Below are 16,733 nucleotides of genomic sequence, written 5' to 3'. Positions count from 1 at the left end.
TATGACTAAGATAAAAATAAGTCCTAGAAAATTGAGCGGTGAAGTTATAGTTCCTCCATCAAAAAGTATGGCTCATAGAGCTGTGATATGTGCTGCCTTAGCAGATGGGGTAAGCACTATAGGAAATATAGATTTATCAGATGATATTATAGCTACAATGCAAGCTATGAAATCACTTGGGGCTAAGATAGAACAAAAAGATGATAAGAGCTTTATTATAGATGGAAGAGGAGTTTTTAAAGAAAATTCTAATGAGATTAAGACTATAGATTGTAATGAATCAGGTTCAACTCTTAGATTTTTAGTTCCAATATCTATTGCAAAGCAAAATAAAATAAAATTTATAGGTAGAGGTAATTTAGGAAAGAGACCTCTAGATATTTATTACAATATATTTGATAAGCAAGGAATAGAATATAAATATGAAGAGGGAGTTTTAAATTTAGAAATAGAAGGCAAGCTTAATGGTGACGAATTTACAATTCCAGGAAATATTAGTTCTCAATTTATTACAGGATTAATGTTTACATTACCTTTACTTGATACAGATTCAAAAATAATAATAAGTACAGAACTTGAATCAAAGGGATATATCGATTTAACTTTATCAATGCTAGAGAGATTTGGGATAGATATTATAAATCATAATTATAAAGAATTTGTAATTAAAGGTAATCAAAAGTATGAACCATTTGATTATGATGTTGAAGGAGATTATTCTCAAGGTGCATTTTATTTAGCAGCTTCAATACTTAAGAATGATGTTATATCAAAGAATCTAGACTTAGATTCACTACAAGGAGATAAGGAAGTTATAAAAATATTAGAAAATATGAACGGAAGATTATTTATTGAAAATAAGGGACTTACAGTGTTTAATTGTGGTCTTAAATCAACAGTAATAGATGGATCTTCTTGTCCAGATATAATACCAATACTTACAGTAGTTGCTTCAGTTGCAGAAGGTCAAACAAAAATTATTAATGCGGGAAGACTTAGAATTAAGGAATGTGATAGATTAAATGCTATTACAACAGAACTTAATAAACTTGGAGCTAATATAATAGAACTTGAAGATGGGCTTATTATAAATGGAGTTAAGAGCTTAAAAGGTGGAGAAGTATTTAGTCATGATGACCATAGGATAGCTATGAGTCTAGCTATTGCTTCAACAGTTTGTAAGGAAGAAGTTATTTTAAAGAATCCTGCATGTGTATCAAAATCATATCCAGGATTTTGGCAGGATTTTAAATCACTAGGAGGTGAATTTAATGAGTGGAACATGGGGGAATAATTTAGAAATATCTATTTTTGGTGAATCACATGGAAAAGCAATAGGCGTAGTTGTAAATGGGATAGAACCAGGCATAGAAATTGATATGCAAGCAATAGAAAAAGAAATGGAAAGAAGAGCACCAGGTAGAAACAGATTATCAACAACTAGAAAAGAAGCTGATAAACCTGTAATTCTTTCAGGAATATTTGAAGGAAAAACAACAGGAGCTCCTATATCAATGATGATAGAAAATGCGGATACACGTTCTAAAGATTATTCAAGAACTAAAGATTTAATGAGACCAGGACATTCAGATTATCCTGGCTTTGTTAAATATAAGGGATTTAATGATTATCGAGGTGGTGGACATTTTTCAGGAAGAATTACAGCACCTTTAGTATTTGTTGGAGCTATGGCAAAACAAATTCTTTTATCAAAAGGAATTAAAGTTGGAGCTCATATTAAAGCAATAGCTGATATAGAGGATGAATTTTTTGATGATATTTCAATAAATAAAGAAATTTTAGAATCTTTACTTGAAAAAGAACTACCAGTTTTAGATAATTCAAAGATTGAAGATATGAAAAATAAAATCTTAGAAGCAAAAAATAATTTAGATTCAGTTGGTGGAGTTATAGAAACTGCAATAATAGGACTTGAAGCAGGAGTTGGTGACCCATTTTTTGATTCATTAGAAAGTAGAATAGCAAGTCTTGCATTTTCAGTACCAGCAGTTAAGGGAATAGAGTTTGGAAAGGGCTTTAATATAACTAAGATGAAAGGTTCACAGGCTAATGATGAGTATTATATTGAGGATGGAAAGATAAAAACTTATTCAAATAATAATGGTGGAATAACAGGTGGAATAAGCAATGGAATGCCTATTATTCATAGAGTTGCTATAAAGCCAACAGCATCTATTAGTAGGGATCAAAGAACTGTAAATATAGAAACAATGCAAAATGAGATTATACAAATACATGGTAGACATGATCCTTGTATAGTTCAAAGAGCTTTAGTTGTAATAGAAACTATTTCAGCAATTGCAGTTTTAGATGCTTTAATGGAAAAATAAATTTGGCTACGAGGTTTAGGGGGTATAGAGTGTAAAAAGGAGATAGAGGTATATGAAAGATCTAGACTATTGTAGAAAAAGAATTGATGAGATAGATAAAAAGCTTATAGAACTTTTTGAAGAAAGAATGAATATAGTTTTAGATGTTGCAAGATATAAGAAAGTAAATAATTTACCTATATTTAATAAGCAAAGAGAAGATGAAGTTATTGAAAAAAATGTGGCAAGAGTAAAGACTCCAGAGTTAAAGGCATATACAGAAAAAATGCTTCATAGCCTTATGGATATAAGTAAGGAGTATCAAGCTGAAAATATAGGGCAAAGAGAGGCAGCTTTGGGAAAAGGAAAAGAAATAAAGGTTGCCTACCAAGGAGTACCTGGTTCATTTGGAGAAGAAGCTCTTATAAATTATTTTGGAGAAGATTATAAAAGACAAAATTATGATAAGTTTGAAGATGTTTTTCAAGCCTTAAAATTTAATGAAGTTGATTATGGAATTTTGCCTATAGAAAATTCTTCAACAGGCTCTATTACAGATGTTTATGATTTACTTAAAAAGTATAATTTTAATATTGTAGGTGAAACTTTAGTTAAAGTAGAACATAATCTAATTGGAGTAAGTGGAACAAAAATAGATGAAATAGAAGAAGTTTATTCACATATTCAAGGGTTCGAGCAAAGTAGTGAATATTTAAAATCTTTAAATAAGGCAAAAATGATACCATATTATAATACAGCTATAAGTGCTAGATATGTAAGTGAGGAAAATGATAGGACAAAAGCTGCAATAGCTAGTGAAAGAGCAGCTAAAATTTATGGATTAGATATTTTAAGAAAAAGCATAAATAATGAAAAAGAAAATTATACAAGATTTGTAATTATAGGAAAAAATCTTGAAACAACAGAACTTTGTAATAAGTTAACCTTTGCTTTTAATCTTGATAATAAAGCAGGAACTCTATGGAATGAGCTTAAAGCATTTTCAGATAATAATATAAATATGAGGAAGATAGAATCAAGACCTGTTGGAAATGGTTCATTTAATTATTATTTTTATATAGATGTTGATGGAAATATTGAAGATTTAGAAGTTAAAAAAGCTTTAGAACAGATAAATAAATCAAGTATAGAGTTTAGAATACTTGGTGCTTATAAAAGATACGAATAAGAAAGCTTAGGTGATTTAATATGGAGTTATTTGGACTTATAGGAGAAAAGCTAGGTCATAGCCTTTCTCCAGAAATACATGAGAGTTTATTTGAAAAAGTAAATATCGATGGGAAATATAATCTGTTTTCTATAAAAAGAGAAAATATAAAAAATGCTGTTGAGTCTTTAAAGACTTTAGGAATAAAGGGAGCTAATGTTACTATTCCATATAAGGAAGAGATTATTCCACAACTTGACTATATTTCTGATGAAGCAAAGAAAATAGGAGCTATAAATACTATTTTTATAAAAGATAATAAAAGTTATGGTTATAATACGGATTATTATGGTTTTAAGGAAATGCTTTTAAAGGATAATGTTGAAATTGAGGATAAAGTTTTTTATGTTTTAGGTTCAGGTGGAGCTTCAAAAGCTATAGTTTATTGTCTTTTAGATGCTAGGGCTAGTAAAGTAGTTTTAGTATCAAGAGATAAGGAGTTAGCTAAAGAAAAGTTTAATAATAATGATATAGATTTTATAAATTATGATGAGCTTGAAAATATAGAAAAAGCATATGCAGTTATAAATACAACTCCTTGTGGAATGTATCCAAGTATTGAAACAACAGCTATAGATAAAAGTATATTTGAAAATTTTGAAGTAGCTTGTGATATTGTATATAATCCTGAAGAAACTAGATTCTTAAGAGAAGCTAAGGAAAAAGGATTAAAAACAGTTACCGGCTTATATATGCTTGTTGCTCAAGCTATGAAAGCTGAAGAAATTTGGAATGACTTTAAAGTAGATAAAAAAATAGAAATTGATATTTATGAAAAATTAAGAGAAAAGTTTATTTAGATAAGAGAGGTTTTATGAAGAAAGGTATTGTTTTAATAGGAATGCCAGGAGCGGGAAAAACAACAATAGGAAGATATATTTCAGAAAAGCTAAATTTTAAATTTGTTGATATGGATGAATTTATAGAAAGAAGCTCTAAAAAAAGTATTAAAGAGATTTTTAATCAAGGTGAGGATTTATTTAGAGCTTTTGAAACAAAAACTTGTGAAGTATTATCAAGATTTGATAATGTTGTTATTTCAACTGGTGGAGGAGTAGTTAAAAAAGAAGAAAATATGGCTTATTATAAAGACTTTGTAGTAGTTTTTATAAATAGACCATTAGAACTTATTTTAGATGATATAGATGTAGATTCAAGACCTCTTTTAAAAGATGGAAAAGAAAGAGTAATTAATCTTTATAGAGAAAGAATAGATCTTTATAATAAATATCTTGATATTGAAGTAATTAATGATGGAAGTATTGAAGATGTTGCTAAGGATATAATACTCAAAACTAAAGAGTATTTAGCTTAAAAAAATTTTTAGGGTGATATAATGAAAATTAAACTTATAAATGGTCCTAATTTAAATCTTTTAGGAATTAGAGAAAAAAATATATATGGAAAAAAGAATTTTGATGATATTATTTCTAATATAATAGAAGAGGGAAAAAAATTATCTCATGAAATAGTAGCTTTTCAAAGTAATATAGAGGGTGAAATTATTAATGAAATTCATTCAGCTTATTTTGATGGATTTGATGGCATAATAATAAACCCAGGAGCTTTTACTCATTATAGTATAGCAATTTATGATGCTTTAAAAGGAGTAGAAATTCCAACTGTAGAAGTTCATTTAAGTAATATATATAAAAGAGAAGAATTTAGACATAAGTCGGTTACAGCACCAGCTTGTATAGGTCAGATTTCAGGCTTTGGTGATTTTGGGTATATTTTAGGTATAAGAGCGTTAGAAAATTATAAGAGTAATAATTAATAAGACTTTATGAGGGGATGTTTAGGTGAATATAACAATTGTGGGACTTGGAGTAATTGGTGGCTCTATAGGTCTTAGTTTAAGAGGAAAAATATATGGTGCTAAAATTAAGGGGATAGATATTAATAATAAGACTTTAGATAAAGCTAAGGAGCTTAATATTATAGAAGAGGGAGCTATAGATGGAAGTGAAGCTTCTACTGATATTATAGAAAACTCAGATATTATATTTTTAAGTATTTATCCAAAGGATATAAAAAATTTTATAGATAAATATAGAGATACTTTTAAATCTGGAGTAACTATAATAGATACATCTGGAATAAAAGGTAGTATAGTAAAAGAAATAGATATACCTAAAAATATTGACTTTATTTTAGTTCATCCAATGGCTGGTAGAGAAAAAAGAGGTATTGAATATGCATCTAGAAAAGTTTTTATAGGTGCTAACTTTATAATAACAACTAGGGATGAGAATAAAGTAAAGAATATAGAGGCGGTTAAATTCCTTGCAAAAAAAATGGGATTTACCAATATAGTTGAAACAAGTATAATGGAACATGATGAAATTATAGCATTTACTAGTCAATTACCACATGCTATAGCAGTAGCTTTAGTCAATAGTGATAATTTAGGGGTAGAAACAGGTTCCTTCATAGGTGACTCATACAAAGAGATAACAAGAATAGCAAATATAAATGAAGATTTATGGTCTGAACTTTTTATCAATAATAAAGAAAATTTAATTTCTAAAATGGAAAGTTTTGAGAAAGAATTTAATAAAATAAAAATAGGTATAAAAAATCAAGATGAAAAGGAACTTAAAAAAATATTTGTTAATTCTTCAGAGAAACGAAAGAAGCTTTAATTTGTGAGTTATTATAAAATTTAGGAGGTAATTATGTCAATTAAAGTAATTACAGATAGTACGAGTTACATTCCAGAAGAGTATATAAAGAAGTACGATATTAAAGTTATATCATTAAATGTAATATTTGATGGTGAGGCTGAAAGAGAAGTTGATGTAAATCAAGTAGATTTTTATAATAGATTAGCAAAATCTGATACTATTCCTACTTCATCACAGCCAACAGTTGAAGAATTTAAGTCAGCTTTTATAGATGCTGTTAAAGATGGACATGAAGTTTTAGGTATATTTTTATCATCTAAGCTTAGTGGAACATATTCAACATCACATCTTATAAAAGAAATGGTACTTAAAGAATATCCAGAAGCTAAGATAGAACTTGTTGATTCACTTAATACAACAATGAGCATGGGATTTGCTGTTGTAGAAGCTGCTAAAGCTGCAATTGAAGGTAAGAAAACTTTAAAAGAGCTGAAAGAAGATGCAGAAAATATGGTTAAAAGATCAGATATAATTTTTGTGCCTGGAACTTTAACTTATCTTAGAAAAGGTGGAAGAATAGGTGCAGCATCAGCTCTTATAGGTGGAATATTACAAATAACACCTCTTTTACATGTAAATGATGGAGAAGTTGAGCTTTTAGAAAAGGTTAGAACTCATAAAAAAGCTGTAACAAAGATGATAGAAAATATTGCAGAAAAAATGAATGAGAGAGGTCTTGGAGAAACTGTTGTTTATCATATATTAAATAGAGATGAAGGAGTTCAATTAAAAGAAAGACTTAAAAATGAACTAGGTTTAGACTCTCCTATAATGGATATAGGTCCAATAGTAGGACTTCATGTTGGGCCAGGAAGTGTTGGGATAGCTTATTATACAAAAAAATAAATAAAATCAAAAATAAGATGTATGATTTAATAGTAAAATACTTAAAAACATACATCTTATTTTTATTTTGAAATTAAATAATATTTTATTATTTAAATATTAATTTCTTTATAAGTTTTTCTTCACCAAGTGTTGTATTTGGAAAAACTTCTCTTGCATTATGAATAAATAGTCCAGGATTTGGCATAGCAGGACTAAAATGAGTTAGTAAAAGCTCATTAACTTTTGCTTTTTGGGCAATTGTAGCTGCTTCTCTAAATGTCATATGTTTATTTTTGATAGCCTTTTCTATATCAGCATCATCTCCATATGTTCCTTCGGAAATTAATAAATCACTTTCTGATACAAAATCAATTATTGATTCTAAGTATCTTGTATCTGTTATATAACTTAATTTTAATCCATCACGTTGTTCTCCAAGAACCATATCTGGAGTATATAAAATATTATTATCTAAAACTTCTTCACCTTTTTGAAGTACTCCCCATAAATTTTTAGGAACATTATTAGACATAGCTTTTTTTACATCAAATGCAGGTGTTCTAGGAACTTTAAAAGAATATCCAACACAATCAGCTGAATGATCTAGAACAATTGTATCTATATCTAATCTTTCATAATATGTTTTATTTTCAATATTATTATCTATATAATCTAACTCGCCATTCTTTAAAGTGAATCTTAAATGAGAATTATTAGTTTCTATTGTTTTTATTTCATAAGGAAGAAAAGGTGCGATAACTCTAAGACTATTAACTATATTAGTAATTCCTACAGGACCAATTATAGTTAAAGGCGAAGTTTTACCACTATTTCCTATAGTTGATAAAAGACCAGGGAGCCCTACAATATGGTCACCATGAGCATGAGTTATGCATATTATGTCTAGTGTTTTGAAGCCCCAACCAAGTTCTCTCATTGAAACTTGTGTGCCTTCGCCACAATCTATTAATATTTTTCTACCTTTGAAATTTAGTAGTGTAGATGATAAATATCTACCAGGTAAAGGCATTCCACCACCTACACCTAAAATAGCTAAATCAAGCATATTTTCACCTCTTTTTTGCGTTTTAATAAGTATAATTTAACTGTTGTATTTTTACCAGTTATTGATTATAATTATTTGTAATAATTAATATTTTTGAAAAGGAAGTGTATTATATAATGTCTGAACTCGGATATGGATCGCCCAAAGAGATTCCATCGGTATTTCAAAACCAAGGTAATAGTAGAATAGTTAGCTACTTAATAGGATCTTTTGTTGATCATAGAAAAACAAAATCATTTTTATATGATTTAATAAGTAGATTTAATTATTCACCTAAAAATTTCTTAGTTGCTTTTACTGATGAGAATATAGTTATAGGAGAACTTAATAAAGGAAATAACGCAGATGATAGCATTAGTATTTCATATGATGAAATAAAAAGCTTTATCTACTATAATAAATCAGGAGATCTAGAGATCATTACAGATACTAATTCTAAGTATGTAATTAAAGTTTCTAAACATGAATTGAATGATAGTTTAAAAAATCTTGATAGACATTTAGAACTTAAGTATCTCGACAAAAACTTCAATTAAAATTTAATAGTGATATAGAATATATAGCTCATGAAATCAAAGGTGATTTCTATGAGCTTTTTATATTTTATAAACCTTTTCCTTTTTCGTTAGGAGTAAAGCCCCTCTCATTTAAAATTTGATATATAGTTTTTGAAGTAGTATCTTCTAGTGTATATCCAAGTAGTTCAACGACTTCTTTTAATTCTTCCTCAGAAGTTGTTTCTAGTTCTATATATGGAAATGGACAAAAACTGGGATCATTTATATCAATTTCAATTAATGTGTTTTTATATCTATAGCTTTCTCTATATTTTTTTATAGATTCTTGAAGTTCAAGTCCAAGAGAGTAAAATATTTTTTTTCCCATTTCTCCATCTTCTATTATTGTTTCATTTTCTTCCATGACTTTAAATTTATCTTGAGATAGCATTTTTTTTGTAGTCATAAAATAAATAGTTTTATTATTTAATAAGTCCTCTACAGTTCTAATTCTAGCATATCCTTTTTTATCTAAGAGTCTTCTATCAGAGAAATCAAATATATCATTAACTTGATTTTCTTTTTTTACATTCTTAGCAGAGATTTTATTACAAATTTCTCTTATAGCATCTATATTTATATCCATAATTCTAGTTTCAAATTCTTGCATTATTTTTTCCTCCGAATTATTCAAATTTATCTATTCTTTTATTATAAAGTAGTAACTCAGGATTTAAAAGGAATAAAGATTATTTTATGTATTTTATTTAATTTTATCAAAAAAATTTTTTATTATTAAATATAAAAAGTTTAAAATAAATTTTAAATAGTATTTAAGTGAGTATAAACTTAGAATATAAAGAAAATTGTAAATTTAATTAGTTGACTAATCAAATAAAAAGAGTATAATTAATTTAAAAAGTATAAAAGGAGTATTTACTATGCATGAAATAATAAAAGACTCATTAGAATTTAGACATGCTTGTAAAGAGTTTGATAAAACTAAAAAGATTGATGAGAAAGATTTTAACCTAATTTTAGAATCAGGAAGACTTGCACCAAGTTCTTTAGGGCTTGAGCCATGGAAGTTTGTTGTTATAGAAAATGAAGAGTATAAAAATGAGATAGGAAATGCTTCATGGGGTGGAAGAAGACAAATTCCAACATGTAGTCATTTTGTAGTTATGTTAACTAGAACAAATAAATCATTGAGCAACGAAACTGGATACATAGATTATTTATTAAATGATGTTAAAAAAGTACCAGATGAAATAAAAGCTCAAATGAAGAATACAATTAATGAATTATTAAATGAACGTTTTGGAGAGTTCGAAAACAGAGATGATTTAGTTTATATGTATTCAAATACACAAACTCATATGGCACTTATGAATATGATGTATACAGCAGCACTTCTAAAAATTGATTCATGTGCGATAGGTGGATTTGATAGAGCAACTGTTGAAAAGATTTTATTAAAAGAAGGTATGTTAGATAAAGAAGAGTTTACTGTTGGAACAACAGTTGCTTTTGGTTATAGAAAAAATGAACCAAGACCAAAGACAAGACAAAGTTTTGAGGATGTAGTTTCATATATAAAATAATTTTATTTTAAGATTAATATATTAAGAGGAGAACAAAAGATGAAAAAGATAGATAGACAAGATATATTAGATATTTTTAATTTTAGATTTGCAGCAAAAGAATTTGATGGTAGAAAAGTACCACAAGAAGACATGGAAACAATAGTTGAAACAGCTAGATTATCACCAAGTTCATTTGGACTTGAACCATGGAAGTTCATGGTGATTGAAGATAGAGAACTTATGGATAAAATGGCAGAAGTGTCATGGGGTGTTCAAAGACAAATGCCAACAACTAGCCATGCTATTTTAGGTTTAACAAGAAAAACTGTAGATATGAGATATGATTCAGAATATATTAAAGATTTATGGTTAAATGTTAAAGGTGCTGGAGAAGAAGTTTACTCATATGTTAAGAATACTTTAGAAGGATATCAAAAGAATTTATTTGATTTAGATAATACAGATGAAAAAGTATTAGAATGGTCAAGAAGACAAACATACATAGCAATGGGAAATATGATGACAACAGCTGCAATGCTTGGTGTAGATTCATGTGCTATTGAAGGAATAGATGCTAAGAAGATAGAAGAAATGTTAGCTGAAAGAAATCTTATAGATACAGATCATTTTGAAGTTACTTATATGATAGTATTTGGATATAGAAAAGAAGAACCACATAGAGAAAAATCAAGAAGAGATGCAAAAGATATAATTAGTTGGATAAAATAAAGCAAATAAAAAGGTAATCTATATTTTATATAGATTACCTTTTTGTTTTAAATAATTTATATTTAGTCTAATGAATATACAAAAAAAGTAAGATTAATGAAAAAAGTGAAACGTTTTTGTAAATAATGCCTGTTTGGAATTTATATAATAAATTATATAACAATAAAAGATGGGAGAAGGAGTATATGAAGAGTAAAAAGATATTATCAATCATAGCTTTGGCTGGTGTTTCAGTTATGAATGTTCAGCCATTAGCACTTCATAATTATAAAAGAAATAATATCGTTTTATTAAGTCAAAATACAAATGATATACATAATGATAAAGATAGTATTAATCTTAATTCAAATATTAATGAACTTAATAAAAATAGTATAACTTTAATGGGAAATTGGAATGGTGGTAAATATAAAACAGATATTATATCATTTAATCCAGCGGATATGAAAATAAATATAAGTGGTTCTATGACAGCTTATTTTGGAAACTTTTGTGGAAAAGCATTTGAAGTTTCTCTATATTCTAATGATGGTAAATTAATAAAATCTAAGACATATAATGCCAACGATACAGCACAAAGCTTATATAATGATTTTAATAATTTAAGTTTTAATTATGGAGATATTATAAAGATTACTCCTATAGGTCCTGTTGAAACAAAGATAAGTAATTTTGATGGAAAAGCTGATTATTCAACAAATAAAGTTATTTCTATGGAAATAACTCAAAATGGATTAAAGCAATTAGATGGAACATTAAATGTAAATCCAGTTTATTATGTTTTAGGATCTAATAAATTAGATATAAGTGGGAAGACATTAGCTGATACAGAAGTTTATTTTTATATAGATAATAAAACATATAATGTTAAATCAAATGATAATGGAGATTTTAATTTAAATATAAATCTAGATAAAGAAGTCTCAGCATCAACTAATATAGAAGTTTTTATTAAGGGAGAACAACTAGAAAATATAGCTCCTACATTAAATCCTGAAGTATATAAAATTATAAAAAATAATATAACAATAATGGGAAACTGGAATGGAAGTAGATATAAGACAGATGTTATTTCCTTTAATCCAGCAGATATGAAAATAAATATAAGTGGTTCTATGACAGCTTTCTTTGGAAACTTTTCTGGAAATGCAGTTAATGTTTCTATGTATTCTAGTGAGGGTAAGTTAATAAAATCTAAAACATATAATGCATGGGATAGAGCAAGCGATTTATATAATGACTTTAATAATTTAAGTTTTAATTATGGAGATATTATAAAGATTACTCCTATAGGACCAGTTGAAACAGATATAAGTAATTTTGATGGACAAAGTAATTGTGTAATGACTAAATCAGTTCAATTATTAATAACACCAGAAGGACTAAAAGTTTCTAATATGCCTGAAATAGAAATTAATCCTTTTAGTGTTTTAGGGGAGGGAAAAGTAACATCAGGAGTTATTTCAGGAAAAATTAATAAACCTAATCAAGATGTAAATGTAATTGTAGATGGAAAAGCTTTCACTGGTAAATCTAATACTAATGGTGACTTTAAAATTAATATATCAGATACTAATGGATTCACAGATTCAACTAATATTTTAGTAGAAACAGTAGGTGAACTTGCAACAAGTATAAAACCAAGTGTAAATAAAAAGTTAGGAATATTAAACTCTAATATATTAATTCCTGGAGAGGATGGAGTAATTGCACAAAAATTAAGTTTTAATCCAGCTACAATGACTGTGGTTAATTCTGCACCTTGGGGAAACAATTTTGCAGCTCAACTTATAAGTGGAAAAACAGGGGCTGTTATAGCAAGTTGTGGTACATCTGATTTTAAGGCATATACTTCAAAAAACAATTTAAATGGTGCTCATTTTGAATATGGAGATATAATTTCTGTATATGAAACTAAACAAATAAAGCTAACAAATGGGTCATTATTATTACTTGATGGAAAGACAGGTATTAATTGTGTAAATTGTTTTAAGTCATTTAGAATAACACCAAATGGGTTAGTTCCAGTAGAAAATAAGAATTTAACAACTTCTCCAATATTATATACAGGTTCTAAAAATTTAAGTTTAACAGGTAAAACGTTACCTAATACTGATGTAACTATATCTTATGGGGATATAACTAAAGTAGTTAAATCAAATAATAACGGTGAATTCTCATTAGAAATACCATTTAGTGATACTCAAATAGGAGGGGAAGTTAGAGTTTTTGTTAATAACAATAATAATGAAAATTTAACAGTACAGTATGATTCTAAACTTATTAATATAAATACTAATAGAATACAAGTTTTAAATAATACAAATCTTCCTATTTTTAATGTAACATTTAATCCATCTAATAATAAATTAAATGCAGTACAATATCCTGGTGGAATGACATATACAGGTGTATTTTTTGAAAATGCTTTAAAAATAAAACTTATTAATCCTAAAAATGGGAATATAATATATTCATTTAATGGAGATAAATTAAATAATATTAATGACTTCGTAGCTAATATTAATAATAAGAGCTATAACGTAGGTGATATAATCGAAGTTTCATATAATCCAGATCTTGTAAAAGCTAATGTATATGATGGTAAAAAAATGATTGGAAATACGGATGGTTCTAATGAATATTTTGAAATAACAAATGAGGGACTTGTAAATTTAGATAATAAATTTATTAATGTAAAACCATTAGATATTTTAAGTAATATTAAAGTAACATCTACTAATATAGAAGGACAAGCAAAACCTAATACCTCTGTTGAAGTTTCTGTTGATGGAAATATATTTAAAGGAATGACTGATGCGGATGGTAATTTTAATATTGCTATAAGTGATAAAGATGGATTTACAAGTAATACAAATATAGTAGTATCATCAGAAGGATATATACCAACACATATTAATCCAACAATGGAATCAAATATAGCGTTACAAAATAGTTATATAAACTTTTATAACTCTAAAGGTAGTTATGGTCAAATATCATCAAGTATAGGATTTGATCCAGAAACTATGAAATTTGTTGTAAATAATTATACCGATAGTTTCGGTAATGGAAAATCTCATTACTTCAACTTTGATTTATATAATAGTAATGGAGAAAAGCTATTTAATACTTCAATAAATAACGGAGTAACATTAGATGTTACGGAAGCTATAAATGGTAAATCATTTAACTATGGAGATATAATAGGACTAAGTTATAATAATACAATTTCTAAACCAGCTATTTTAAATGGAAATACAATTTTAGGAAATATAAGTGGTGAAGAAGAATACTTTAAAATAACAAAAGAAGGTCTTGTAAGAGTTAACTTTGGACAAAATGCTTATACAAGTAATATTACATGGAATAATAATAATTTAGTTATAGATAGTAATTTAGCAGATGGACAAAGTGAAAGTATATTAAACGGTAATAAAAAATTAGTTATTTTAAATTCAAGCAATCAAGTTGTAGATTCAGTAAATACAAGTATGTCAGATAATAATTCTTTAAGTGTACAAGGTATAATACCAGAATCAGCTTTAGATAAATTAAATAAGGATGAAACTTATACATTTGCTTTAGATATAAATAATAAATTATTCCCAATACAAGTAGCATCAAATACTCCAAGTAATTCTAAGTATTTATTAGAGGCAAATACAAATAATACTTTATCAATAGCTAGAGCTACAGAGCCTGTAATTACTATAAATAATTCAGGTGATATAGCAAGTTATCTTAATACCTTAAATTCTGATATTCAATCACAAGTAAATTCTAATATAAATAGTAATACTATGAGTAATAGTAAATTAAATTATGAAATTACTACGAGAGAATTTATAACAAGAATTGGACTAAATAATTTAGAAACTTTCTTTAATAAGAGTGAAGCAAATAAAGAATTTATAAATTGGGTCTTAAATAATAATACTGCTATGCAAGAATATTTAGAAGGTATAAATCCAACAATAAATATAAATGGATTACAAATTTGGTCTGATATATGGAATAAGTATACTAATTCAAGATCAGGATTTAATTTAAAGTTAGCTGTAGCGACAGCTATAAGTAATGCAACTCCTATCATGGCTTGGCCAAGTACACATTATTATGGATATGGAGATACAGTAACTGTAGGAAGTCCTGTTGAAAGATATAATATATTTGAAACTTTAAATGCAGAAGGTGGAATGCTACCTATATTTAAGACTCTAGGTATTAGAGAGATAGAATATGTTGTAAATACTAATATATCTAACTCTCAGATAATGGAGTTAAGATCTATAATAATGCAAAATCATAATGCATTTATAAATTCAGGTGCAAATGGATTAAATAATATAGCATATACAATAGTTTATGAAGAAAATAACCCACATACAGGTCAAAGTGTTTTTGATAATTCAGATTTTTATGGTCCACATCCTAATCTAGCAGATGTCTGGTATGATGGAGGAGTTTGTTATTCAATATCTATTTTAGGAGCATCAGCCTGTCAGGTATTTGGTATTCCAGCTCAACATGTAATACAAGATGCAGGTCAACATGAAGTTTTTGTATTCTATAATAATGATCATAAATGGAATATAGGAAATAATATTTATGGATGGTCTAAAACATATGGTGGAGATATTAGTGGATGGTCTAAAGGAATATCCACAAATCCAAATACTGCAAATTATGATTTATTATATCAAAATATTAATCCTCAGCTTTTAAAGAAATCTAGTGAATATTTATGGCTTGCAAATTCTGATATATCATATCAAGATAAAATGAATGCAATAAATGAAGCTATAAAAATAGAACCTTTAAATGTAAGAGCATGGCTTGATAAAATTGCTTTAATGAAAACAAATCATAACTTAACAGCACAAGATTATATTGATCTTAGTGAGCAAATTATAAGTATATTCAAAGATTATCCAATGCCTATGTATGATGTATTATTACAAATTAAAAATATTATTTTAAATGATGGTACATCAGCACAGTATAATAAGTATGTTAACTCAATAAAGGAAGCTTTAACTAAGGTTACTAATGATAATCAAAAGCCGATAGCTCAAGATCTTATAAATTCAATGCCACAAGAAGAGCTTCAAGAAGGGGCTACACCTTTAAATAATTCTAAAATTACTATAAATAATTATTGGGGAAATGCATTAGGAACATTAGAATTTAACAGTGGAGACATGAAAATTAATGTTAAAGAGGGTTGGTCAAGGATTAGTGCATATGTTCATGGTGAAGCATTTGGTATAGGATTATATGATAAAAATAATAAGCCAATTAAGACTTTAATACTAGATGGTGGAGAATGGCCAAAAACTGAAATATATAATGCATTTAATAATTTAGGATTTAAATATGGAGATAAAATAGTTATAGATTATAAAACAAGTTCTAAAATAAGTGCTTCATATGTATATAAAGATGGAGTTTTACAAAATTCTTATGATGTAAATAAAACTAGTGTATTTGAATTAACTCCAAGAGGACTTGTATATTTAGGAGATAGTCTTGATAGTTCTTTAGAGAATACTACTCTTAATGTAAGTACAGTTTATTCAGATGGAAAAGCAGTTACAGGAGATAAATATAATTACACAGAAACAGGTAATATTGGTGATTCTATTAATAATGAAAGCATACCTACTTTAGAAAATTATCATATAGATTATGTAACAGTTAATGGAGTGAAAACTAATATTAATCAATTACCTAAGTATTATGTAGCTAATAATATGAATATTGTTTATCACATGGCTAG

At 27.2% G+C, this 16,733-nt stretch carries 14 protein-coding genes; 12 read left to right on the top strand and 2 right to left on the bottom strand.

Features of this window, described 5'->3' with window-relative positions:
- Nucleotide 1 precedes the first annotated feature (1 nt).
- The 8 genes from aroA to BN8917_RS11885 are packed head-to-tail and all read left to right on the top strand — an operon-like array spanning nt 2 to nt 7,091.
- Complete coding sequence (aroA, locus tag BN8917_RS11920; RefSeq protein ID WP_066874692.1) at nt 2-1,294, top strand: 3-phosphoshikimate 1-carboxyvinyltransferase; 1,293 nt, start codon at nt 2-4, stop codon at nt 1,292-1,294.
- Nucleotides 1,272-2,351 (top strand): chorismate synthase, encoded by a 1,080-nt coding sequence (gene aroC, locus BN8917_RS11915; RefSeq protein WP_066874691.1) that lies wholly within the window; start codon nt 1,272-1,274, stop codon nt 2,349-2,351. Before aroA ends, aroC begins: the two co-directional genes overlap by 23 nt.
- A gap of 52 nt (nt 2,352-2,403) precedes the next feature.
- Nucleotides 2,404-3,519: a prephenate dehydratase gene (pheA, locus tag BN8917_RS11910; RefSeq protein WP_066874689.1), complete on the top strand. Its 1,116-nt coding sequence runs from the start codon at nt 2,404-2,406 to the stop codon at nt 3,517-3,519.
- A 20-nt stretch (nt 3,520-3,539) separates the two neighbouring features.
- On the top strand, nt 3,540-4,358 hold the full coding sequence (gene aroE / locus BN8917_RS11905) for a shikimate dehydrogenase (protein WP_066874687.1): 819 nt from the start codon (nt 3,540-3,542) through the stop codon (nt 4,356-4,358).
- 14 nt (nt 4,359-4,372) lie between these two features.
- Nucleotides 4,373-4,873, top strand: a complete 501-nt coding sequence (locus BN8917_RS11900; protein WP_066874685.1) for a shikimate kinase — start codon at nt 4,373-4,375, stop codon at nt 4,871-4,873.
- A 21-nt stretch (nt 4,874-4,894) separates the two neighbouring features.
- On the top strand, nt 4,895-5,335 hold the full coding sequence (aroQ, locus tag BN8917_RS11895) for a type II 3-dehydroquinate dehydratase (protein ID WP_066874683.1): 441 nt from the start codon (nt 4,895-4,897) through the stop codon (nt 5,333-5,335).
- Nucleotides 5,336-5,360: 25 nt separating this feature from the next.
- Nucleotides 5,361-6,203 (top strand): prephenate dehydrogenase, encoded by an 843-nt coding sequence (locus tag BN8917_RS11890; protein WP_066874681.1) that lies wholly within the window; start codon nt 5,361-5,363, stop codon nt 6,201-6,203.
- A gap of 33 nt (nt 6,204-6,236) precedes the next feature.
- A complete protein-coding gene (locus BN8917_RS11885) occupies nt 6,237-7,091 on the top strand; it encodes a DegV family protein (protein ID WP_066874679.1) in 855 nt (284 codons plus the stop codon).
- A gap of 88 nt (nt 7,092-7,179) precedes the next feature.
- Here the strand turns inward: BN8917_RS11885 and BN8917_RS11880 are convergent, their stop codons facing one another.
- Nucleotides 7,180-8,139: a ribonuclease Z gene (locus BN8917_RS11880; protein ID WP_066874677.1), complete on the bottom strand. Its 960-nt coding sequence runs from the start codon at nt 8,137-8,139 to the stop codon at nt 7,180-7,182.
- A 116-nt stretch (nt 8,140-8,255) separates the two neighbouring features.
- Here BN8917_RS11880 and BN8917_RS11875 point away from each other — a divergent pair, with 116 nt between their 5' ends.
- Nucleotides 8,256-8,675: a hypothetical protein gene (locus tag BN8917_RS11875; protein WP_066874675.1), complete on the top strand. Its 420-nt coding sequence runs from the start codon at nt 8,256-8,258 to the stop codon at nt 8,673-8,675.
- A gap of 67 nt (nt 8,676-8,742) precedes the next feature.
- Here BN8917_RS11875 and BN8917_RS11870 read toward each other — a convergent pair whose 3' ends face one another.
- A complete protein-coding gene (locus tag BN8917_RS11870; RefSeq protein ID WP_066874673.1) occupies nt 8,743-9,306 on the bottom strand; it encodes a class IV adenylate cyclase in 564 nt (187 codons plus the stop codon).
- A gap of 271 nt (nt 9,307-9,577) precedes the next feature.
- Here BN8917_RS11870 and BN8917_RS11865 point away from each other — a divergent pair, with 271 nt between their 5' ends.
- The 3 genes from BN8917_RS11865 to BN8917_RS14425 all read left to right on the top strand — a co-directional run.
- The gene (locus BN8917_RS11865; protein ID WP_066874671.1) at nt 9,578-10,240 is read left to right on the top strand and encodes an NAD(P)H-dependent oxidoreductase; all 663 of its coding nucleotides are present in this window, start codon (nt 9,578-9,580) and stop codon (nt 10,238-10,240) included.
- Between the two features lie 39 nt (nt 10,241-10,279).
- Entirely contained in the window at nt 10,280-10,951 is a 672-nt protein-coding gene (locus BN8917_RS11860) for an NAD(P)H-dependent oxidoreductase (RefSeq protein ID WP_066874670.1), read from the top strand.
- A gap of 185 nt (nt 10,952-11,136) precedes the next feature.
- Nucleotides 11,137-16,733: hypothetical protein (locus BN8917_RS14425; protein ID WP_159426744.1), on the top strand; the 5,597-nt coding region annotated here is incomplete at its 3' end.

The organism is Clostridium mediterraneense, assembly GCF_900091705.1.
GTDB lineage: Bacteria > Bacillota > Clostridia > Clostridiales > Clostridiaceae > Sarcina > Sarcina mediterraneense.
The sequence above is the reverse complement of the archived record's forward strand: the minus strand, read 5'-3'. Positions and strand labels throughout refer to the sequence as shown.